The organism is Actinosynnema sp. NPDC059797 (assembly GCF_042732085.1).
GTDB lineage: Bacteria > Actinomycetota > Actinomycetes > Mycobacteriales > Pseudonocardiaceae > Actinosynnema.
Genome location: NZ_JBHWIE010000057.1, coordinates 1 through 19,432, shown reverse-complemented (window position 1 = coordinate 19,432; position 19,432 = coordinate 1). Strand labels below are relative to the sequence as shown.

The window sequence follows — 19,432 nt, the reverse complement described above, 5'->3', positions numbered from 1 at the left end:
GGACGCACTTGGTCAAGTATCGCCACGCCAACTCACCTCCTGGGAGCGCTTCCAACCTGTCTCCGCGCGCACTGCGAGACCGGCCAGTTCCAATTGCGGGAGCAGAGCCCGCACTCGCTTCAGCTCGACACCGGACTCGACCGAAATGGTTTCGGGGCTGAACCCGGACGAGAGCCCCAAGGCTTCGAAGACCCGCATCGCGTCACCCTGCGGCGGCCCGGTGTCGGTGTTCCGAGTGGACTCGACCAGGTCGACGCCGAGCCTGCCGGTCGATTCGAGGACCTCCGCGACGCTGGTCACCGGCAGCGCCTCGCCGGACCGCAGCAGTTCGTGGCAGCCCAGCGAGCTGGCGGAGGTGACCGGGCCGGGCACCGCCATGAGCACCCGCCCGAGCGCCGAGGTGGACGCCGCCGTGTTCTTGGCCCCGCTGCGCCGCCCGGCTTCGACGACCACGGTCCCCTCGGCCAGCGCCGCGATGAGCCGGTTCCGGGTCAGGAACCGGTGACGCGCCGGGCTGTGGGTGGGCGGGTACTCGCTCACGACCAGGCCCTGGTCGGCGATGCGGTCGATCAGCACCCGGTGACCGGCCGGGTAGGCCAGGTCCACCCCGCAGGCCAGCACCGCGACGGTTGGACCGCCCGAGGCGAGGGCACCCCGGTGCGCCGCGCCGTCGACGCCGTAAGCGGCGCCCGAGACCACGGTGACCCCTGCCCCGGCGAGCCCGAACCCGAACTCACCGGCCACGTGCTGCCCGTAGTCGGACGCGGCCCGACTACCCACCACGGCGACGGCCCGCCGGGTCAACTCGGCGAGGTCGCGCCTGCCGCGAACCCAGAGGGCCAGCGGTTCGAGACCGCAACGCAGCCCGTTGGCCGCGGCGATGGCCAAGGCGTTGAACGGCCACCTCGGCCACTCCTCGTCCTCGGGGATCAGCAACCGACCCCCGACCCGGGCCACGAGTTCGAGGTCGCGCTCGGCCCGGTCCTCGGCACGGCGGGCGGAGGTCTGGCTGTCGACGGCGGAGGGGACGTCACCGGCCCGGACCCTCGCCGCGGCCTCGACGGGACCGACCTCGGCGACGAAGGACACGAGGGCGGGAGCGGGTGGTTCGGCCACCCGGGAGAGGTAGGCACGGGCCAGCCGAAGCTCATCGCCGCTCATCGCCGACCCCCGGAAGGCCGCTGTCCCGAACACCGCCGACCTGGGAGGTGGGACCCAGGAGATGAGGAGCCGGGAGGAAGGAAGGAGACGGGAGGAGGGGAGGAGAAGCGGCGGGAAGGACCCAGCGGCGGGGTGGCGCGGCGCAGGCAGGAGCAGGTGCGGTGAGGGGCGAGGGCGAACAGGCAGGGGTGGCAGGGACTGGATGACGGGGCTCGGGGCGGTGGGCGCTGGAGCCGTGGGTGGGGGGTTGGTGGGTGGTCATGACTTCCTCCGCTCGCGGAACTCCAGGGCGGCTGCCACGTGGTCCGCGGTCGGGTGGCTCTCCTCCGCCAAGTCGGCCAGGGTCCAGGCCACGCGGAGGCAGCGGTCGGCGCCTCGGCCGGTCAGGGTGCCCCTCGACAGGGACCGGTCGAGGATCGCGGTGGTGTGGCCCGGTAGGGCGAACTCCCGGCGCAGGGCCGGGCCCGGCACCTCGGCGTTGGTCAGCCAGCCGTGGGCCGACCAGCGTTCGGCCGCTCTCGTCCTCGCCTTGTGGACCCGCGCCCGGACGGCGGCGGTGGGTTCCGGTGGGACGTCGGTGGCGCTCATGGCCGTCAGCGGGCGCATGGGCACCCTCAGGTCCACCCGGTCCAGCAGGGGGCCGGAGAGCCTGGCCCGGTAGCGGCGGCGGGCGGCGGGCGGGCAGACGCAGTCGATCTCCTTCGGCGGGGCGCACGGGCAGGGGTTCGTGGCCATCACCAACTGGAAGCGCGCCGGGTAGCGGGCTATGCCGTCACGCCTGGCCAGGCGCACCTCGCCCTCCTCCAGGACCGTGCGCAGGGCCTCCAGCTTCGCGGCACCGAACTCGCACGCCTCGTCCAGGAACAGCACGCCCCGGTGCGCCCGGCTCACCGCGCCCGGTTTGGCCAGGCCCGCCCCGCCGCCGACCAGGGCCGCCGGTGACGTCGAGTGGTGCAGGGCCACGAACGGCGGGGTGGTGACCAGCGGGGTCTCCGGGGTCAGGAGGCCGGCGATCGAGTGGACCGCGGTCACGCCCAGGGCCTCCTCCGGCGACAGCGGCGGGAGCAGGCCGGCCAGCCGCTGGGCCAGCATGGTCTTGCCGGTGCCCGGCGGGCCGGTGAGGAGGAGGTGGTGGCCGCCCGCCGCCGCCACCTCCAGGGCCCACCTCGCCTCCGGTTGGCCGAGGACGTCGGCCAGGTCCGGGCCCGGTGGCGGCTCCCCCGCCTCGGGCTCCCCCGCCTCGGGCAGCTCGCCCTGGCCCGTGAGCCACGCCAGCACCTCGGCCAGCGTGGTCGCGCCGTGGACGGTCACGCCGTCCACCAGGGCGGCCTCCGGCAGGCACGGCGCCGGGACCACGGCCCTCGTCAGGTTCGCCCGTCGGGCGGCCAGCAGCGACGGGAGCACGCCCCTGATCGGGCGGACCCGGCCGTCCAGGGCCAGCTCGCCCAGCAGGACCGTGCCGGCCAGGGCCTCGCCAGGGATGGCCCTCGCCGCCGCCAGCACCACGCAGGCGAGGGCCAGGTCGTAGCCCGAGCCGTTCTTCGGCAGGGTGGCCGGGGACAGGCCCAGGGTCACGCGCTGGCTCGGCCAGTCGTGGCCGCTGTTGCGCACGGCCGCCTTGACGCGGTCCTTCGACTCGTGCAGGGCCGCGTCCGGGAGGCCCAGGAGCTGGGTGTTCACCACGCCCACGCCCACGTCGGCCTCGATCTCGACGGGGACGCCGTCCACGCCGAAGAGGGCCACCGACCACGCCCGCGCGAGCGCCATCACACACCCCGCACGTGGCGCAGGTGGATCCGCCCGGTGCGCGGCCACTCGATGGCCACGACGTCGTAGCGGACCTCCACGCGGCCGATCCGGTGCGCGGCCAGCCAGCTCAAGGCCGCCCGGCGCACGCGGGCCAGCTTCGTTCCGCCCACCGCCTCCAGGGGCGCGCCGCGGGAGGTGCCGGACCGGCACTTGACCTCCACCACGACGAGGCGGGCGCCGTCCGTGGCGACGATGTCCAGTTCGCCCTCCGGGCAGCGCCAGTTGCGCGCCAGGACGGACAGGCCCTGCCCCTCCAGGTAGCGGCAGGCCGCGTCCTCACCCCGTTTGCCCAGCTCCGTCGCGGTGCTCATGGTCCCTCCCCGGTCGTCGGTCTCGGGATCGACCTTGCCGGGGAGGGTGGGTGCGGGCCACGGGGGAACCGGGAACTGTGGACAACTCGCGGCGGTGGTGATGGATGAACCGGAATTGTCGGGGTTGTGTGCTAATGGCCCCGAAAGAGGCGCCGACAGGGCCTCAACGCCGCGCAGGGGCCCACCGAACGGTGAGCCCCTGCGACGTGACGGGTGTCAGGAGTTGAACGGGCCGTCCTCGGGCAACCGGAGTTCCGGCTTGTCCAGCTCCTCCACGTTGACGTCCTTGAAGGTGATCACCCGGACGTTCTTGACGAACCGGGCGGGGCGGTACATGTCCCACACCCAGGCGTCGGACATCCGCACCTCGAAGTAGACCTCGCCGTCCGCGTTGCGGACCTGCACGTCCACCGAGTTGGCCAGGTAGAACCGCCGCTCGGTCTCCACGACGAACGAGAACTGGCTGACGATGTCGCGGTACTCCTTGTACAGCGACAACTCCATCTCGGTCTCGTACTTCTCGAGATCCTCTGCACTCATTACGCCTCCGCGCGGGTGTTCATCTGATCCGCGCCCCTCCTCGTCGCGAGCCTGCCACCGCCGGTGTGCCGGGGTGCTCCATTCTGGACCACGCCGGCGGTCGAGGCTCCGCGCGCCACCGGGTGCGGCGGCTCCAGCCCGTGCTCCCGGGCCGCAGCCGCCACATTCGCATACGACCAGCGGTGTTGCGCACTCGGCCCGTGCTCCAGCAGCGCGGCGGCGTGGTCGGCGGTGCTGTAGCCCTTGTGCACGTCGAACCCGTAGGCGGGCAGCTCCTCGTGCAACCCGGTCATGATCCGGTCCCGCGTCACCTTGGCCAGCACGGACGCGGCGGCCACGCACGCGGCCACCCGGTCGCCCTTGACCACCGGCACGTTCGGCGCGGTCAGCCCCGGCACGGGGAAGCCGTCGGTCAGCACGTACCCGGGATGTGCACCCAATCGGGCGACAGCCCGGCGCATCCCCTCGATGTTCGCCACGTGCACGCCGATCAGGTCGACCTCGGCGGCCGGCACCACGACCACCGCGTAGTCCTGCGCGCGCTCCAGCAGCAGGTCGTAAATCCGCTCGCGGGCGGGCGCGGTGAGCAGCTTGGAGTCGGTGAGCCCTTCGAACCTCGCCGCGTCACCGGCCTTGAGCACGCACGACGCCACGACCAGGGGACCCGCGCAGGCGCCTCGACCCGCCTCGTCCACGCCCGCCACGGGACCGAGGCCGCGCCGGTCCAGCGCGGCCTGGAAGGCCCACATGCCCGCGGCCTGCCGAACCTGCGCGCGGGGCGGCTTGCCGATCACCCCTCGACCCTATCCCAGCCCCGAGCGCCTCAGCCGCGCCCTCACCCGCCTGCCGACCAGCAGCACGGGCCACGCGGCGGCCAGGCCCGCGCCGGCGGGCAGGGCGTCCTGCCACGCGGGCGCGCCCAGCGACACGGCCTGCGGGTCGTGGTCGCCCACGCCCTGCCAGCGCGACGGCGGCAGCACGACCACCCGCGCCTTGCCGACCACGTTCTCCACCGGCACGAGCCCGGCCTCGCCGCCACCGCCCTGGCACCGCGAGTCGCACGAGTCGTTGCGGTTGTCGCCCAGCACGAACAGGTACCCCTCGGGCACCTTGACCTCGGCGAACGACTCCTGCGCGGTGCTGCGGCCGAGCGCCCGGTACACGTACGGCTCGTCCAGCGGCCTGCCGTCCACCTGCACGCGGTTCTGGTCGTCGCAGCACTTCACGGTCTGCCCGCCGACCGCGACGACCCGCTTGACGAAGTCCTCCTCGTTCGCCGTGGGGAACCCCAGCAGCGAACCGGCGAACTGGACCGCCCTGGCCACCGGGTTGGCCGGCTCGGGCGCCTCGAAGTCGCGGTTGATCCAGCTGTCCGGGCCGTGGAAGACCACCACGTCACCCGGCGACGGCTCGGTGAAGTCGTAGGTGAGCTTGTCCACCAGCACGCGGTCGCCGAAGCACTCGCCGGTGCACCCGTGCAGGGTCTGCTCCATCGACTCCGACGGGATCATGTAGACCTTCGCCAGGAAGGTCTGGATCAACACCGCCAGCAGGACCGCCACACCGACGAGGATGGGCAGCTCCTTCCAGAAGGAGCCCTTCTTGGCGGCCTTCCGGCGCGTGCTCGCGCGCCAGCGCTCGACCTTCTCCTCGTGCTCGGGGTCCTCGCCGTCGGCAGGACCCCGGGACGGTGCGACGTCTACCACCCGCTCAGCGTACCGATCAGGGCTGTGTGGCCCTGGTCAACCGCCTGCGCACCTTACGGGTGAAGAACAGGACCGGCCACGCCGCGGCCAGGCCCGCACCCGCCGGGATCGCGCTCTGCCACGCGGGCGCGCCCAGCGACACGGCCTGCGGGTTGTGATCGCCGATGCCCTGCCAGCGCGACGGCGGCAGCACGATCACCCGGGCCTTGCCGATCACGTTCTCCTCGGGCACGACACCGGCCAGGCCGCCGCCGCCCTGCTTGCGGGAGTCGGTGGAGTTGGTGCGGTTGTCGCCCATCACCCAGAGGTGGCCCTCGGGCACCGTGACCGGCTCGAACGGCTCGTGGTTCTCCGGCGACGTGCCGGGCTGCCAGTAGATGTACGGCTCGTCCAGCGGCTTGCCGTCGACCTTGACCCGGTGCTGGTCGTCGCAGCACTCCACGGTCTGGCCGCCGGTGGCGATGACCCGCTTGACGAAGTCCCGCTCGTTCGGCGGCGCGAGGCCCACCAGGGACGCGATCGAGTGCAGGCCCCTGACCACCGGGTTGCTCGACTCCTCGGTGGTGAAGTCGTTCTGGCCCCACGAGTCGGGGCCGCGGAACACCACGACCTCGCCCGGCTCGATCTCGGTGAAGTCGTAGACCAGCTTGTCCACCAGCACCCGGTCGTTGTTGCAGCCGGGGCAGCCGTGGAGGGTCTCCTCCATCGACTGCGACGGGATCACGTACACCCGCGCGAGGAAGGTCTGGATCAGGACGGTGAGCACCAGGGCCGTGGCGGCGAGCACGAGCAGCTCGCGCCACAGCGGGGGCTTCTTCTTGCCCTTGGCGGACTTGCCTCCCGCAGCCGCGTCCGGTGTGGACTCGGCTGCGGGATCCTGACCGTCTTCGTCAGCGGAGCGGTGCACGGGATCTGCCACGTGGGCAGGCTACTGGTTCCGCGTGAACCGGCCGTCAGGAGGCCGGCTTGGCCTCGCGCTTCTCGCGGATTTTGGCCGCCTTGCCGCGCAGGTCGCGCAGGTAGTACAGCTTCGCCCGGCGCACGTCGCCGCGGGTGGCGACCTCGATCTCGGAGATGTTCGGGGAGTGGATCGGGAAGGTGCGCTCGACACCGACGCCGAAGGAGACCTTGCGGACGGTGAAGGTCTCGCGGATGCCGCCGCCCTGGCGGCGGATCACGACGCCCTGGAACACCTGGACCCGCTCGCGGGAGCCCTCGATGACGCGGACGTGGACCTTCAGCGTGTCGCCCGGCCGGAAGTCCGGGATGTCGGAGCGCAGCGACTGGGCGTCAAGAGCGTCCAGGGTGTTCATCGGTGGTCCGTCCTCGTCCTCACGTGTATTGCGTACTCCCCCAGGGCGCGGTCCAGCCAACGTTTCACACGCGCGGGGGCGGGCTTGGCGCACGCCGGATGAGTTGAACCGGGTGCAGCAACCTGTCCAGTGTGCCAGACGCGGCCGGTCAGGACGAAATCGGCCCTGACCTGAGCTCGTCGAGCAGCTTGCGGTCGTGCTTGTCGAGGGCCTCCTCGGGCAGCGCCTCGACCAGTTCCGGGCGGCGTTCCCAGGTCCGGCGCAGCGCCTGGTCGCGGCGCCAGCGGTCGATCAGCCGGTGGTTGCCCGAGCGCAGGACCTCCGGCACGGCCAGCTCGCGCCACACCTCCGGGCGGGTGTAGCTGGGCCCCTCCAGCAGGCCGTCGGAGAACGAGTCCTCGGCGGCGGAGCGCGGGTTGCCCAGCACGCCGGGCAGCAGCCGGGCCACGGCCTCGACCACGACCAGGACGGCCACCTCGCCGCCCACCAGCACGTAGTCGCCGATGGAGACCTCGTCCACGCGCATCCGGCGGGACGCGTCGTCCACCACGCGCTGGTCGATGCCCTCGTACCGGCCGCAGGCGAACACCAGGTGCTCCTCGCCGGCCAGCTCGCGGGCCATCGCCTGGGTGAACGGCCGCCCGGCGGGCGTGGGCACGACCAGCCGGGTCTCCTCGGTGCAGACGGCGTCCAGCGCGTCGCCCCACACCTGCGGCTTCATCACCATGCCGGGGCCGCCGCCGTACGGGCTGTCGTCCACGGCCTTGTGCACGTCGTGCGTCCAGTCGCGCAGGTCGTGCACGCCGACCGAGATCAGGCCCCGGTCGATCGCCTTGCCGAGCAGCGCGGCCCGCAGGGGGTCCAGGTACTCGGGGAAGATCGTGACGACGTCAACCCGCATCGAGCAGGCCCTCGGGCGGGTCCAGCACCAGCCGGCCGCCCGGGACGTCGACGGCGGGGACGATGTCGCGGACGAACGGGACCATCGCCTCGTCGCCGGACTCGCGCACGATCACCAGCAGCTCGCCGCCCGGTCCGTGCAGGACCTCGCGGACGGTGCCGACCCTCGTGCCGTCGACCAGCTCGGCGACCAGGCCCTCCAGCTCGTGGTCGTAGAACTCGTCCGGGTCGCCGGTGGGCGGCAGGTCGTCCGTGCCGGCGAACAGCAGGGTGCCGCGCAGCGTCTCGGCGACGTCGCGCGTCAGGACCTCCTCGAAACGCACCAGCAGCCGCCCGGAGTGGTTCCGGGCGGCTGCGACGGTGAGGTTGCGGGACGTCCCGTCACGCAGCTTGGCGACCAGCACCGAGCCCGGCGCGAACCGGGTCTCGGGCAGGTCGGTGCGCAGGTCGACGGCGAGTTCGCCACCGATGCCGTGCGCCTTGGCCACTCGGCCGACGACGACGTCCATGCGCGCGCTCAGCGATCGGTGTCGACCACGTCGACGCGCACGCCACGACCACCGATGCCGGCCATCACGGTGCGCAGCGCGGTCGCGGTGCGGCCGGACCGGCCGATCACCTTGCCGAGGTCGTCCGGGTGGACGTGGACCTCCAGCGTGCGACCGCGCCGGGTCGTGACCAGGTTCACCCGGACGTCGTCCGGGTGGTCGACGATGCCCCGAACGAGGTGTTCGAGGGCGTCAGCCAACAAGCTCACGCCTCGTCCTTGGCGGCTTCGGCGGCGGGCTCGGCGTCCGCCTTCTTGGCGTCGTCCTTCTTGGCCGACTTCTTCTTCGGCGTGGTGGCCTCGGTCGTCGGCTCCTCGCCGGCGGCGGCCAGCGCGGCGGCGAACAGGTCCGCCTTGCTCGGCTTCGGCTCCTTGAGCTTCAGCGTGCCCTCGGCGCCCGGCAGGCCCTTGAACTTCTGCCAGTCACCGGTGATCTCCAGCAGGCGCTGCACGGGCTCGGTCGGCTGCGCGCCGACGCCCAGCCAGTACTGGGCCCGGTCGGTGTCGACCTGGATCAGCGACGGCTCTTCCTTCGGGTGGTACTTGCCGATCGTCTCGATGGCCTTGCCGCTGCGACGGGTGCGCGCGTCGGCGACGACGATGCGGTAGTACGGCTGACGGATCTTGCCAAGCCGCTGAAGCTTGATCTTGACGGCCACGGGTGTGGGTGCTCCTCGTGCTCTGATGTGCTCAGGTTGGGCAGTCCTCACCCGAGTGGGGCGCGGGTGGTGAAAGCCCAGTTGTCTGGGGCGCCACGGCACGGTGAGAGGGACCGACCTCGGCGAACAACCAACAATTGTGCCAGACGACCCTAGTCCGCGACGAACCGGGCCACCGTTGTGCCCCGGGACTCCAGTTCGGCGCGGATCCGCCGGGCGTGCTCGACCGCTCCCGGGGTGTCCCCGTGGACGCAGACGGACTCGACCCGGGCCGGCACGACGGTGCCGTCCACGGCCACCAGCTCGCCGTGCTCGGCCAGCCTCAGCACCTGCGCCAGCACGGCGTCCGCGCTGGTCAGGACCGCGTTGGGCAGCCGGCGTGACACCAGCGCGCCCTCCGGGGTGTAGGCGCGGTCGGCGAACGCCTCGCGCACGGCGCGCAGGCCGGCCCGCCCGGCGTGGTGGAGCAGCCGGGAGCCGGGCAGCCCGAGCACCGGCAGGTCGCCGAACGCCCGGACGCCCTCCACCACGGCCCGCGCCTGCTCGTCGTGGTGCACGGTGGCGTTGTAGAGCGCTCCGTGCGGCTTCACGTAGGACACCCGGGTGCCTGCCGCGCGGGCGCACGCGTCGAGCGCGCCCACCTGGTACAGCACCTCGTCGGCCAGCTCGGCCGGGTCGGCGTCGATGAAGCGGCGGCCGAAGCCGGCGAGGTCGCGGTAGGACACCTGGGCGCCGACGGCCACGCCGCGCGCGGCGGCCCCCCGGCACACCCGCCGCATGGTCGACGGGTCGCCCGCGTGGAAGCCGCAGGCCACGTTCGCGCTGGTGACGACGTCGAGCAGGGCGTCGTCGTCGCCCAGGCGCCAGATGCCGAACCCCTCGCCGAGGTCGCTGTTGAGGTCGATCACGCGGGCATCACCCCGATGGAGACGAGCAGGAGGGTCAGGCCGGGCAGGAAGTTGTTGATCACGTGCGCGACCACGCTGGCGGTCAGCCTGCGGGTGATCAGCCGGGCGATGCCGATCGGCAGGGCGATCACGATCAGCAGCGAGGTGCGCAGCGGCTCCAGGTGGCTCGCGGCGAAGATCAGGGTGGTGAGCGTGAACGCCGCCCAGCGGCTCCAGCGCTGCCGCTCGATCGCGCCCCAGAGCAGGCCCCGGTAGATGATCTCCTCGCAGACCGGGCCCAGGAAGCAGACGTAGCAGAACATGGCCACGGCGGCGGCCACCGGCAGCCCCGCGCCGTCGACCAGCTCGCCGATCGCCGAGGTCGCGTTCTTGTCACCGACCGCGCGCGACCAGATCACCGCGGCGACGTAGGTCAGCACCAGGCCGAGCGCGCCCAGCTTGAGGCCGATCTTGACGTCGGCCCGGTTCCAGCCCAGGCGCAGGTCCTGCCACGGGCCGTTGCCGCGCACGTAGGTGATGACGACCGCCACGGTCGCCGCGAGGACGGTGGGCACGATCGAGCCGACCAGGATGAACGCCACCGACGAGCCGATGTCCGTGCCGGAGGTGCGGGCCAGCGCGGTGATGAACACGGCGCTGAGGATGAAGACGGCCTCCACCAGCAGGAAGGCGCCGAAGCCCCAGCGCTGGCCGGTGCGTTCCGGCTCCGGTTCCCGCTTCACGGCGCGGACGCTCGCGATCAGTCCCGTCGGGGGTTCGTCCGGTGGTTCCACAGCCATCCACCCTAATCAGCCGGTGTACAGGTACACGGCGGGCAGCAGGTTGTTCGTCGCGTGGGCCACCACGCTGGACGCTGCCCGTCCGGTGATCATCCGGGCCGCGCCGATGGCGAGCCCCTGGGCGAAGAGGCCGAACATGCGCCAGCTCTCCTCGTGGAGGAACGCGAAGACCAGGGCGGTGAGGGCCAGGACCACGCCCTTCGGGATCTTGTAGTGCGCCAGGGCCTGCCACAGCGCGCCCCTGGTGAGCAGCTCCTCGGTCAGCGGCGCGCCGAGGAAGACGAACAGGGCCGCGGCGGCCAGCCAGACCGTCCGCCCGCCGGACAGGGCCTCGATCTGCTCCACGCCGGTGGTCGGGTCGGGGTTGACGCGCAGCAGGATCGTGCCCAGCAGCCAGGCGGCCAGCAGCGCCGCGCCGCCCATGACCAGGCCCACCTTGAGGTCGCGCGCGGTGGGCCACAGGCCGAAGTCGCGGTTCGGGCCGCTGCCCAGGCGCCACGACACCACGGCCGGGCCGAGCCCCAGCAGGACGTTGGGCAGGAAGACCAGGAGCAGCAGCGGGCCCAGCACCGGCGGGTCGGCGATGTCCACCTCGGCGAAGCGGTCGGCGGTGGCGGCGGTGAAGACCAGCGTGGCCAGGTAGTAACCGCCCAGCCCGGTGAAGAACGCCAGGAACGCCCAGTGCCCGCGACCGGTGTCCTGGATGTCCTGTTCCGCCACCCGTCCGAAAGTACTGGGCCGCGGACGTGCGGTGCCGCCCGAGTTCGGTCAAGATCACCCTGACGGCGGCACGCATGCGTTCGGGGTGCCCGCTTGAGCAGGAAGAATTCCACCGGGAGCGGGGTTTCACCGAACTGTCGGCACCGGGGGGCGCGGGCCGGGCGCGCCGGCCGCGCGACCGTCAGCCGTGGATCCGGCCCCTCAACATCACCAGTTTCGGCCGGCGCAGCGCGGCCAGGTCCGCGCGCGGGTCCGACTCGTAGACCACGACGTCGGCCGCGGCGCCCTCGGTGAGCGACGGGAAGCCCAGCCACTCGCGGGCCGCCCAGGAGGCCGCGCCCAGCGCCCGCTCGGCCGTCAGGCCGACCCGGTGCAGCGCCTCGACCTCGTCGACGACCCGGCCGTGCGCGATGCCGCCGCCCGCGTCGGTGCCCGCGAACACCGGCACGCCCGCCTCCACGGCCTTGGCCACGGTCCGCTCCACGCGCGCGTGCAGGTCCCGCATGTGCGCCTGGTAGACCGGGTACCTGTCCGCGCCCGCCGCGATCGACGGGAAGTTCTCGACGACGTTGATCAGGGTGGGCACCAGGGCCGTGCCGTTGCGCGCCATCAGCTCGATCGTGTCGTCGGTCAGGCCCGTGCCGTGCTCGACGCAGTCGATGCCCGCGTTGAGCAGCGCCGGCAGGGCTTCCTCGCCGAACACGTGCGCGGTGACCCTGGCCTTGGCCTCGTGGGCGACCTTGATCGCCTCGGTGAGCACGTCCTCGGTCCACAGCGGCGCCAGGTCGCCGGTGTCCCGGTCGATCCAGTCGCCGACGAGCTTGACCCAGCCGTCGCCGTCGGCGACCTGCTCGGCCACCGCGGCGGGCAGGTCGGCCGGGTCCTCCAGCTCGTGGCCCAGGTACCGGATGTAGCGCTTGGGCCGGGCCAGGTGGCGGCCGGCCCGGATGACGCGCGGCAGGTCCAGTCGCTCCTGGAGCGGCCTGGTGTCCAGGGGCGAGCCGCAGTCGCGCAGCAGCAGCGCGCCCGCGTCGCGGTTGGCCAGCGCCTGGTCCACGGCCCCGGGCAGGTCGACCGCGCCGCGGGGCCCGAGGCCGACGTGGCAGTGCGCGTCCACCAGGCCGGGCACGAGGTACCCGCCGTCGGACACCGTGGTCGCGCCGGGCACCGGGCGGGTGCGGATGCGGCCGTTGACCACCCAGAGGTCCCGCGGCGCGCCGCCCTCGGGGAGGACGACGCCCCTCAGGTGCAGGCCGGTCACTTGCCGAACTTCAGCTTCGACGGGTCGAAGCCGGGCGGGAGCTGGTCGAGGCCGCCCAGGCCGGGCGGCAGCTCGGGCGCGCCGCCGGGGGGCATCATGCCGGGCGGCATCATCCCGGGCATGCCGGGCATCCCGGGGAAGCCGCCGCGCACCTTCGGCGGCGTCGGGCCGCGACCCTTCCCCTTCTTCCCCTTCTTGCCCTTGCCCTTGCGGTTGTTCTTGCCACCGCCGCCGCCCGGCAGGCCGAACCGGCCCGCCATCTGGCTCATCATCTTGCGCGCCTCGAAGAAGCGGTTGACCAGGTCGTTGACGTCGCTGACCCGGACGCCCGAGCCGTTGGCGATGCGCAGCCTGCGGGAGGCGTTGATGATCTTGGGGTCGTCGCGCTCGGCCGGCGTCATGCCGCGGATGATCGCCTGGACCCGGTCGAGGTGCTTCTCGTCGAGGTTGGCGAGCTGGTCCTTCATCTGGTTCGCGCCCGGCAGCATGCCCAGGAGGTTGGCGATGGGCCCCATCTTGCGCAGGGCCAGCATCTGCTCCAGGAAGTCCTCCAGCGTCAGCTGGCCGGAGCCGAGCTTGACCGCGGCGGCCTCGGCCTGCTGGGCGTCGAACGCCTGCTCGGCCTGCTCGATGAGGGTGAGCATGTCACCCATGCCGAGGATGCGGCTCGCCATCCGGTCCGGGTGGAAGACGTCGAAGTCCTCCAGCTTCTCGCCGTTGGAGGCGAACAGGATCGGCTGGCCGGTGACCTCGCGGACGCTGAGCGCGGCGCCACCGCGGGCGTCGCCGTCGAGCTTGGTGAGCACCACGCCGGTGAAGCCGACGCCGTCGCGGAACGCGGTGGCCGTGTTGACCGCGTCCTGGCCGATCATCGCGTCGACCACGAACAGCACCTCGTCGGGCTGCACGGCGGCGCGGATGTCGACCGCCTGGCGCATCATCTCCTCGTCGACGCCCAGGCGGCCCGCGGTGTCGACCACGACGACGTCGTGCTGCGCCCGCTTGGCCTCCTCGACGCCGCGGCGGGCCACGCCCACCGGGTCGCCGACGCCGTTGCCGGGCTCGGGCGCGAACACGGGCACGCCCGCGCGCTCGCCGACCACCTGGAGCTGGGTCACCGCGTTGGGCCGCTGGAGGTCGCACGCCACGAGCAGCGGCGTGTGGCCCTGGCCCTTGAGCCACCGGGCGAGCTTGCCCGCCAGGGTCGTCTTGCCCGCGCCCTGGAGGCCGGCGAGCATGATGACCGTCGGCGGCGTCTTGGCCAGGTTCAGCCTGCGGGTCTCCCCGCCGAGGATGCCGACCAGCTCCTCGTTGACGATCTTGACGACCTGCTGCGCCGGGTTCAGCGCCTGCGAGACCTCGGAGCCCTTGGCCCGCTCCTTGACGCTGGCGATGAAGGAGCGCACCACGGGGAGCGCGACGTCGGCCTCCAGCAGCGCGACCCGGATCTCGCGCGCGGTGGCGTCGATGTCGGCGTCGGAGAGCCGCCCCTTGCCCCGCAGGTTCTGCAGGACCGAGGTGAGCCGGTCGGAGAGGGTGTTGAACACGGTGCCGCCAGACCTCGCACGTCGGATTCCGCCACTGGTCACCCGCCAGGGTAGCCGTTCACGCGACGGTCGCCGAAAGCCGCAGGCGGTCACGGCGGGTGAGCACGGTCAGGCCCTGCCAGCCGCGCGGCGGGCGGCCCGACCGGAAGCGGGTCCGCAGCCGGGCGGCGCGGCGCACGTGCCGGGCGAACGACCGGGAGTTCAGCAGCCTGCCCCGCTCGACCTGGCCCGACAGGGCCTCCTCGGGGCTGGCGTCGAGCCACACGAAGTGCCGGGACCGGTTGGTCAGCAGCCCGACGACCACCAGGCCGGCCCGGGTGGTGGGCCGGGTGGACGGCTCGTGCACCAGCAGCAGGCTGCGGGTGGCGGTGATCGCGTACCAGAGGATGCGGGTGCGGTGCACGAGGTGCACCACCGGGCGGTAGCAGCGGTAGGGGACGGCCCCGGGGACCACGCCCACGAGGTGGGCGCGCACCTGGTCGGAGTCCAGCACGACCGCCGGCTCACCCCCGGTGTCGGCGGCGGCGAGCAACGTCGTCTTGCCCGCGCCCGGCAGGCCGGCCAGCACGACGAGTGAACGCGGCCTCACGGCGACGGCGGTCATCGCTTCCATACTAAAGAGACGTTTCGGACGCCGCCGAGTTCCGAACCGCCGGTCCCGGCTGCCGGAGCGGCGCCGGCGGGCGGTGGCCCGGGGGCGGCACAACCCCTCGATGAGCCGCTCCCGGACCACTTCGGTGACGACACCCCCCGGGGTGGTCCCCCGTCGTCACGCCGCAAAGCCTGCCCCGCCGGCGGCGCACCCGGCAGCGTGAGCACCCGCAGGGGTCGTGCGTAGACCTACCTGGTTCACCGGGAGCCCTCGGTTCACCGGGAGGCGGCGACCACCGCGCGTTCGACCGCGTCCCGGCGGGCGCGCCCGAGGCCGTCCGCCGCGGTGAGCGCGAAGGAGTCCACGACCGTGGAGCCCAGGGTGGACACCCGCGCCCACACCACGTCCACGCCGGAGCGCTCCAGCGCGTCGGCGACGCGGTGCAGCAGCCCGATCCGGTCGGCCGCCCGCAGCTCCAGCACCACCGCGCCGGTCGACTCGTCGTCGAACCACAGCACCTTCGGCGGTGGCGGGTCCTGCGGAGGCCCGCCGTAGTCGCGCTCCTTGGCGGCGAGCTTCTCGGACAGCGCCAGCGAGCCGTCCACCGCCCTGGTGAGCTGCTCGCGCAGCAGCGTCACGTCCGGCAGCGAGCCGAACCTCGGCGAGACGGTGAAGACGTCCACGGCCGCGCCCTCGTGCGAGCGCAGCGCGGCGGCGTGCACCTCCAGCGAGTTCAGCGCCAGCACCCCCGCGGCCCGCGAGAGCAGGCCGGGGCGGTCCGGCGCGACGACCGTGACGACGGCGGTGCCGCCGCTCGCGTCGAGCAGCACGTCGGGCCTGCCGCTGCCGGCCGCGGCCCGCGCCAGGTCGCGCTGCCGCTGGTCCAGGGGTTCCGGCTCGGGCAGCGGGTCGCCCGCCATCGCCGTGCGGCAGCGGCCGACCAGGTCGTTGACCAGCGACGCCTTCCAGTCCGTCCACACGCCCGGCCCGGTGGCCAGCGCGTCGGCCTCGGCCAGCGCGTGCAGCAGCTCCAGCAGCACCGGGTCGCCGCCGAGCGTGTCCACCACCCGGCGCACGGTCGCCTCGTCCTCCACGTCCCGGCGGGTCGCCGTGTGCGGCAGGAGGAGGTGGTGGCGCACCAGCGCGGTGAGCGTGACCACGTCCTGGGGCCACAGGCCGAGGCGCTCGGCGACCTGCGTGGTCAGCGCCGCGCCGACCTCGGAGTGGTCGGCCTGCCTGCCCTTGCCGATGTCGTGCACCAGGGCGCCCAGCAGGAGCAGGTCCGGGCGCGAGACCCGGGTGACCAGCCGGGCCGCGTGCGCCGTGGCCTGCACGAGGTGGCGGTCCACGGTCCAGGTGTGGGCGGCGTCGCGCGGCGGCAGGTCGCGCACCGCGCCCCACTCCGGGAACAGCCTGCCCCACAGCCCGGTGCGGTCCAGGGCCTCCACCACGTCGATCAGGCCCGTGCCGCTGCCCAGCAGCGCCAGCAGCTCGTCGCGGGCCTCCCGGGGCCACGGCTGCCGCAGCTCGGGCGCCGAGTCGGCGAGCTTGGCCAGGGTGCCCGCGGCGATCGGGTGCTTGCCGCGCGCGGCGGCCGTGGCCACCCTCAGCAGCAGCGCCGGGTCGCGGCCGGGCAGGGCGTCCCGGGCCAGCGCCACCTCGGCGCCGTGCAGCACGACGCCCTCGTCCAGGGGCCGCCGGGCGGGAGCCCTCCGCAGCGGCGACCGCGCGAACACCCCCAGCCCGCGCTTGGGCGCCGCGGCCCGCGCCGTGCGCATGGCCACGTCCACGGCGTACACGACGGTGCGCGCCGCCGAGGACATCGCCCGCGCGAGCGCGAAGCGGTCCGGCAGGCCCAGGGCCGCCGCCACCTCGTCGCCGTCCTGCGCGCGCAGCACGTCGCGCGGCCGACCGGCCACCCGGCGCAGCTCCGTGCGCACGTCCAGCAGCAGCTTGCGCGCCTCCTCGACCTCCGCCGACGGCCGGTCGGTCAGCTGCGCGGCGCTCAACGCGTCCAGCAGCGTCACGTCGCGCAGCCCGCCGCGGCCGTGCTTGAGGTCGGGCTCCACGCGGTGCGCGACCTCGCCGCTGCGGGCCCACCGCCGCGAGGCGGACTCGGCCATCTCGTCCAGCCTGCCGCGCACGCCGGAGCGCCACGCCTGGCGCGCGCCGTCGGCCAGGCGGCGGGTGACCTCCTGGTCGCCCGCGAGGTGCCGGGCGTCCAGCAGGCCCAGCGCGGTGCGCAGGTCGGAGGACGCGACCCGCAGCGCCTCGCCGACCGTGCGCACCGAGTGGTCCAGGCCGATGCCGGAGTTCCACAGCGGGTACCACAGCTTCTCGGCCACCGTGTCGACGCCCTTGTGCCCGTTGTGCACCAGGACCAGGTCCAGGTCGGAATAGGGCACCAGCTCTCGCCTGCCCAGACCCCCCACGGCGGCCAGGGCGGCGCCGCTGCCCGGCCCGCCCACACCCGCCTGCGTGGCGTGCGCGGTGAGCCAGAACTCGTGCAGGTCCACCAGCGCCTCGCGCAACGACTCCCCCGTCAGACGGCGCCGACCTGGCGCGAGCAGCCGATCGCGTGCCCGCACCAGGTCGTCAGCCGTGACGACGGCCGTCTCGGTGTTGTCCATTACGGCCGTCTCCCCTTCCCTACAGGGCGTCCGAGCCGCGCTCCCCGGTCCGGACCCGGATGACCGTGTCGACGGGGGTCACCCACACCTTCCCGTCACCGATCTTGCCGGTGCGCGCGGCCTCCACGACGGCGTCCAGGACCTTGTCCACGGCCGCGTCGTCGATCAGCACCTCGATGCGCAGCTTGGGCACGAAGTCGACGGCGTACTCGGCGCCGCGGTAGACCTCGGTGTGGCCCTTCTGCCTGCCGTAGCCCTGCACCTCGCTGACGGTCATGCCGAGCACCCCCAACTGCTCCAGGGATGCCTTCACGTCGTCCAGGGTGAACGGCTTGATGATCGCTGTGACCAGCTTCATGACTTGTTGCTCCCCTCAAGGACAGCGGTGGCGCCGGCGGCGACACTGGGCTTGCTCGCGCCGCGGGTGCCGAGGCCGCTGCCGAACTCGTAGGCGGTCTCCGCGTGCTCCGCCTCGTCGATGCCGCCGACCTCGGCCTCCTCGTCGGCGCGGAAGCCGACCGTGATCTTGACCAGGTAGCCGAGCAGCAGGCTGAGCACGAAGGAGTACGCGAGCACCGCGACCGCGCCGACGGCCTGCCGCCACAGCTGGTCCACGCCGCCGCCGTAGAAGAGGCCGTTGACGCCCGCCGGGGCGGCGTCGCTGGCGAAGAAGCCGATCAGCAGGGTGCCGGACAGGCCGCCGACCAGGTGCACGCCGACCACGTCGAGCGAGTCGTCGAAGCCGAAGCGGTACTTGAGGCTGACCGCCAGGGCGCACAGCGCGCCGGTGATCGCGCCGATCGCGATGGCGCCGAGCGGGGTGACCGACGAGCAGGCCGGGGTGATCGCGACGAGACCCGCGACGATGCCGGAGGCGGCGCCGAGGGTGGTGGCGTTGCCGTCGCGGACGCGCTCCACCAGCAGCCAGCCGAGCATCGCGGCCGACGTGGCGACCAGGGTGTTGACGAAGGTGACGCCGGCGGTGGCGTTGGCGGCGACCGCGGAGCCCGCGTTGAAGCCGAACCAGCCGAACCACAGCAGGCCGGCGCCCAGGACGACCAGCGGGAGGCTGTGCGGCTTCATCCGGTCCTTCGGCCAACCGACGCGCTTGCCGAGGACCAGCGCCAGCGCCAGGCCCGCCGCGCCGGCGTTGATGTGCACCGCCGTGCCGCCGGCGAAGTCGATGGCGGCCAGCTGGTTGGCGATCCAGCCGCCCGGGTCGACGACGTTGCCCGCCTCGTCCTTGCCGTCGAAGTCGAAGACCCAGTGGGCGACCGGGAAGTAGACGATGACCGACCAGAGGCCCGCGAACAGCAGCCAGGGGCCGAAGCGGGCGCGGTCGGCGATGGCACCCGAGATCAGCGCCACCGTGATGATGGCGAACATCGCCTGGAACGCGACGAACACCGTGGCCGGCAGCGTGCCGGACAGCGCGTCGGGGCTGAGCAGGCCGTCAAGGCCGAAGAACTCGAAGGGCGCGCCCAGCAGACCCGCGCCGACGTCCTTGCCGAACGCCATCGAGTAGCCGACGAGGACCCAGAGCACACCGACAACGCCGATGGCACCCAGGCTCATCATCATCATGTTGAGCACGCTCTTGGACCGGACCATGCCCCCGTAGAAGAAGGCGAGGCCCGGTGTCATCAACAGCACCAGCGCGGCACTGGTGAGTACCCAGGCGGTGTCCCCTGTATCCACTGTCGACCTCCACTGCACGTCGGTTGCAGGGAGCATCGGTATGTCCTGTTTCACGCGGTTGCGCCGAAGGTTTCGCGCCGGTGAACTGTCCGGGACCCGGTGTTACGGGCACGTTTCGCGCGCTTGAAGGAACCCGTTCTTCCCGCGATCAGTCCTCCCGACCGGGGAATCGCCGGTGACGGACCGTGTGAGCGACCCTCGCCCCGGGGTGGCGCCCGGGTCTCCGGTCGCGGTGGCGACGACGGTGGGTCACGACCGCTCCGGTAGGGCGGGCCGGCGCGGCCGGGCCGATCGGCGCACGGCCCTCCCGCGACGGCGCGAGCCCCCCACCCCGAGGGGCGACGAGGGCGG

At 73.3% G+C, this 19,432-nt stretch carries 21 protein-coding genes; all 21 read right to left on the bottom strand.

All coding sequences use genetic code 11. The features are described from left to right. Positions 1 to 12: 12 nt before the first annotated feature. Positions 13 to 1,161: a DNA-processing protein DprA gene (gene dprA, locus ACFV4N_RS16810; protein ID WP_499673435.1), complete on the bottom strand. Its 1,149-nt coding sequence runs from the start codon at positions 1,159 to 1,161 to the stop codon at positions 13 to 15. A gap of 258 nt (positions 1,162 to 1,419) precedes the next feature. Beyond that, entirely contained in the window at positions 1,420 to 2,928 is a 1,509-nt protein-coding gene (locus ACFV4N_RS16805) for a YifB family Mg chelatase-like AAA ATPase (RefSeq protein ID WP_499673434.1), read from the bottom strand. After that, positions 2,928 to 3,281: a YraN family protein gene (locus ACFV4N_RS16800; protein ID WP_499673433.1), complete on the bottom strand. Its 354-nt coding sequence runs from the start codon at positions 3,279 to 3,281 to the stop codon at positions 2,928 to 2,930. Before ACFV4N_RS16800 ends, ACFV4N_RS16805 begins: the two co-directional genes overlap by 1 nt. Before the next feature lie 216 nt (positions 3,282 to 3,497). Further along, on the bottom strand, positions 3,498 to 3,821 hold the full coding sequence (locus tag ACFV4N_RS16795) for a DUF2469 domain-containing protein (protein WP_033431454.1): 324 nt from the start codon (positions 3,819 to 3,821) through the stop codon (positions 3,498 to 3,500). Then, positions 3,821 to 4,570: a ribonuclease HII gene (locus tag ACFV4N_RS16790; RefSeq protein ID WP_499673451.1), complete on the bottom strand. Its 750-nt coding sequence runs from the start codon at positions 4,568 to 4,570 to the stop codon at positions 3,821 to 3,823. The genes ACFV4N_RS16795 and ACFV4N_RS16790 overlap by 1 nt, the downstream gene beginning before the upstream one ends. Positions 4,571 to 4,624: 54 nt before the next feature. Then, a complete protein-coding gene (gene lepB, locus ACFV4N_RS16785) occupies positions 4,625 to 5,527 on the bottom strand; it encodes a signal peptidase I (RefSeq protein WP_499673432.1) in 903 nt (300 codons plus the stop codon). Positions 5,528 to 5,543: 16 nt separating this feature from the next. Continuing rightward, positions 5,544 to 6,446 (bottom strand): signal peptidase I, encoded by a 903-nt coding sequence (gene lepB / locus ACFV4N_RS16780; RefSeq protein ID WP_499673431.1) that lies wholly within the window; start codon positions 6,444 to 6,446, stop codon positions 5,544 to 5,546. A 34-nt stretch (positions 6,447 to 6,480) separates the two neighbouring features. Continuing rightward, positions 6,481 to 6,840: a 50S ribosomal protein L19 gene (gene rplS / locus ACFV4N_RS16775; protein ID WP_499673430.1), complete on the bottom strand. Its 360-nt coding sequence runs from the start codon at positions 6,838 to 6,840 to the stop codon at positions 6,481 to 6,483. A gap of 148 nt (positions 6,841 to 6,988) precedes the next feature. Beyond that, complete coding sequence (gene trmD / locus ACFV4N_RS16770) at positions 6,989 to 7,741, bottom strand: tRNA (guanosine(37)-N1)-methyltransferase TrmD (protein ID WP_499673429.1); 753 nt, start codon at positions 7,739 to 7,741, stop codon at positions 6,989 to 6,991. Further along, complete coding sequence (gene rimM, locus ACFV4N_RS16765) at positions 7,731 to 8,249, bottom strand: ribosome maturation factor RimM (protein WP_499673428.1); 519 nt, start codon at positions 8,247 to 8,249, stop codon at positions 7,731 to 7,733. Before rimM ends, trmD begins: the two co-directional genes overlap by 11 nt. An 8-nt stretch (positions 8,250 to 8,257) precedes the next feature. Continuing rightward, entirely contained in the window at positions 8,258 to 8,497 is a 240-nt protein-coding gene (locus ACFV4N_RS16760; RefSeq protein ID WP_015104447.1) for an RNA-binding protein, read from the bottom strand. Next, positions 8,494 to 8,946, bottom strand: coding sequence for a 30S ribosomal protein S16 (gene rpsP, locus ACFV4N_RS16755; RefSeq protein WP_499673427.1), 453 nt, complete (start codon positions 8,944 to 8,946; stop codon positions 8,494 to 8,496). Before rpsP ends, ACFV4N_RS16760 begins: the two co-directional genes overlap by 4 nt. A 152-nt stretch (positions 8,947 to 9,098) precedes the next feature. After that, positions 9,099 to 9,854, bottom strand: coding sequence for a LamB/YcsF family protein (locus ACFV4N_RS16750; protein WP_499673426.1), 756 nt, complete (start codon positions 9,852 to 9,854; stop codon positions 9,099 to 9,101). After that, positions 9,851 to 10,633, bottom strand: coding sequence for a CPBP family intramembrane glutamic endopeptidase (locus ACFV4N_RS16745; protein WP_499673425.1), 783 nt, complete (start codon positions 10,631 to 10,633; stop codon positions 9,851 to 9,853). Before ACFV4N_RS16745 ends, ACFV4N_RS16750 begins: the two co-directional genes overlap by 4 nt. A gap of 9 nt (positions 10,634 to 10,642) precedes the next feature. Further along, positions 10,643 to 11,353: a CPBP family intramembrane glutamic endopeptidase gene (locus tag ACFV4N_RS16740; protein WP_499673424.1), complete on the bottom strand. Its 711-nt coding sequence runs from the start codon at positions 11,351 to 11,353 to the stop codon at positions 10,643 to 10,645. 181 nt (positions 11,354 to 11,534) lie between these two features. After that, positions 11,535 to 12,614 carry an amidohydrolase family protein gene (locus ACFV4N_RS16735; RefSeq protein WP_499673423.1) on the bottom strand — a complete coding sequence of 360 codons (1,080 nt, stop codon included), beginning with the start codon at positions 12,612 to 12,614 and terminating at the stop codon, positions 11,535 to 11,537. Next, positions 12,611 to 14,161, bottom strand: coding sequence for a signal recognition particle protein (gene ffh, locus ACFV4N_RS16730; RefSeq protein ID WP_499673422.1), 1,551 nt, complete (start codon positions 14,159 to 14,161; stop codon positions 12,611 to 12,613). Before ffh ends, ACFV4N_RS16735 begins: the two co-directional genes overlap by 4 nt. Positions 14,162 to 14,219: 58 nt before the next feature. Beyond that, on the bottom strand, positions 14,220 to 14,765 hold the full coding sequence (locus ACFV4N_RS16725; RefSeq protein ID WP_499673421.1) for an AAA family ATPase: 546 nt from the start codon (positions 14,763 to 14,765) through the stop codon (positions 14,220 to 14,222). A 263-nt stretch (positions 14,766 to 15,028) separates the two neighbouring features. Then, positions 15,029 to 17,383, bottom strand: coding sequence for a [protein-PII] uridylyltransferase (locus tag ACFV4N_RS16720; protein ID WP_499673420.1), 2,355 nt, complete (start codon positions 17,381 to 17,383; stop codon positions 15,029 to 15,031). Positions 17,384 to 17,402: 19 nt separating this feature from the next. Beyond that, positions 17,403 to 17,741, bottom strand: coding sequence for a P-II family nitrogen regulator (locus tag ACFV4N_RS16715; RefSeq protein WP_344035194.1), 339 nt, complete (start codon positions 17,739 to 17,741; stop codon positions 17,403 to 17,405). After that, the gene (locus tag ACFV4N_RS16710) at positions 17,738 to 19,081 is read right to left on the bottom strand and encodes an ammonium transporter (RefSeq protein ID WP_499673419.1); all 1,344 of its coding nucleotides are present in this window, start codon (positions 19,079 to 19,081) and stop codon (positions 17,738 to 17,740) included. The genes ACFV4N_RS16715 and ACFV4N_RS16710 overlap by 4 nt, the downstream gene beginning before the upstream one ends. Positions 19,082 to 19,432: the final 351 nt, after the last annotated feature.

Bases quoted from the DNA above. Each gene is read 5' to 3' on its own strand.
- dprA (WP_499673435.1), bottom strand. From the start codon at position 1,161: ATGAGCGGCGATGAGCTTCGGCTGGCCCGTGCCTACCTCTCCCGGGTG.
- ACFV4N_RS16805 (WP_499673434.1), bottom strand. From the start codon at position 2,928: ATGGCGCTCGCGCGGGCGTGGTCGGTGGCCCTCTTCGGCGTGGACGGC.
- ACFV4N_RS16800 (WP_499673433.1), bottom strand. From the start codon at position 3,281: ATGAGCACCGCGACGGAGCTGGGCAAACGGGGTGAGGACGCGGCCTGC.
- ACFV4N_RS16795 (WP_033431454.1), bottom strand. From the start codon at position 3,821: ATGAGTGCAGAGGATCTCGAGAAGTACGAGACCGAGATGGAGTTGTCG.
- ACFV4N_RS16790 (WP_499673451.1), bottom strand. From the start codon at position 4,570: ATGTGGGCCTTCCAGGCCGCGCTGGACCGGCGCGGCCTCGGTCCCGTG.
- rplS (WP_499673430.1), bottom strand. From the start codon at position 6,840: ATGAACACCCTGGACGCTCTTGACGCCCAGTCGCTGCGCTCCGACATC.
- trmD (WP_499673429.1), bottom strand. From the start codon at position 7,741: ATGCGGGTTGACGTCGTCACGATCTTCCCCGAGTACCTGGACCCCCTG.
- rimM (WP_499673428.1), bottom strand. From the start codon at position 8,249: ATGGACGTCGTCGTCGGCCGAGTGGCCAAGGCGCACGGCATCGGTGGC.
- ACFV4N_RS16745 (WP_499673425.1), bottom strand. From the start codon at position 10,633: ATGGCTGTGGAACCACCGGACGAACCCCCGACGGGACTGATCGCGAGC.
- ACFV4N_RS16725 (WP_499673421.1), bottom strand. From the start codon at position 14,765: ATGACCGCCGTCGCCGTGAGGCCGCGTTCACTCGTCGTGCTGGCCGGC.
- ACFV4N_RS16720 (WP_499673420.1), bottom strand. From the start codon at position 17,383: ATGGACAACACCGAGACGGCCGTCGTCACGGCTGACGACCTGGTGCGG.
- ACFV4N_RS16715 (WP_344035194.1), bottom strand. From the start codon at position 17,741: ATGAAGCTGGTCACAGCGATCATCAAGCCGTTCACCCTGGACGACGTG.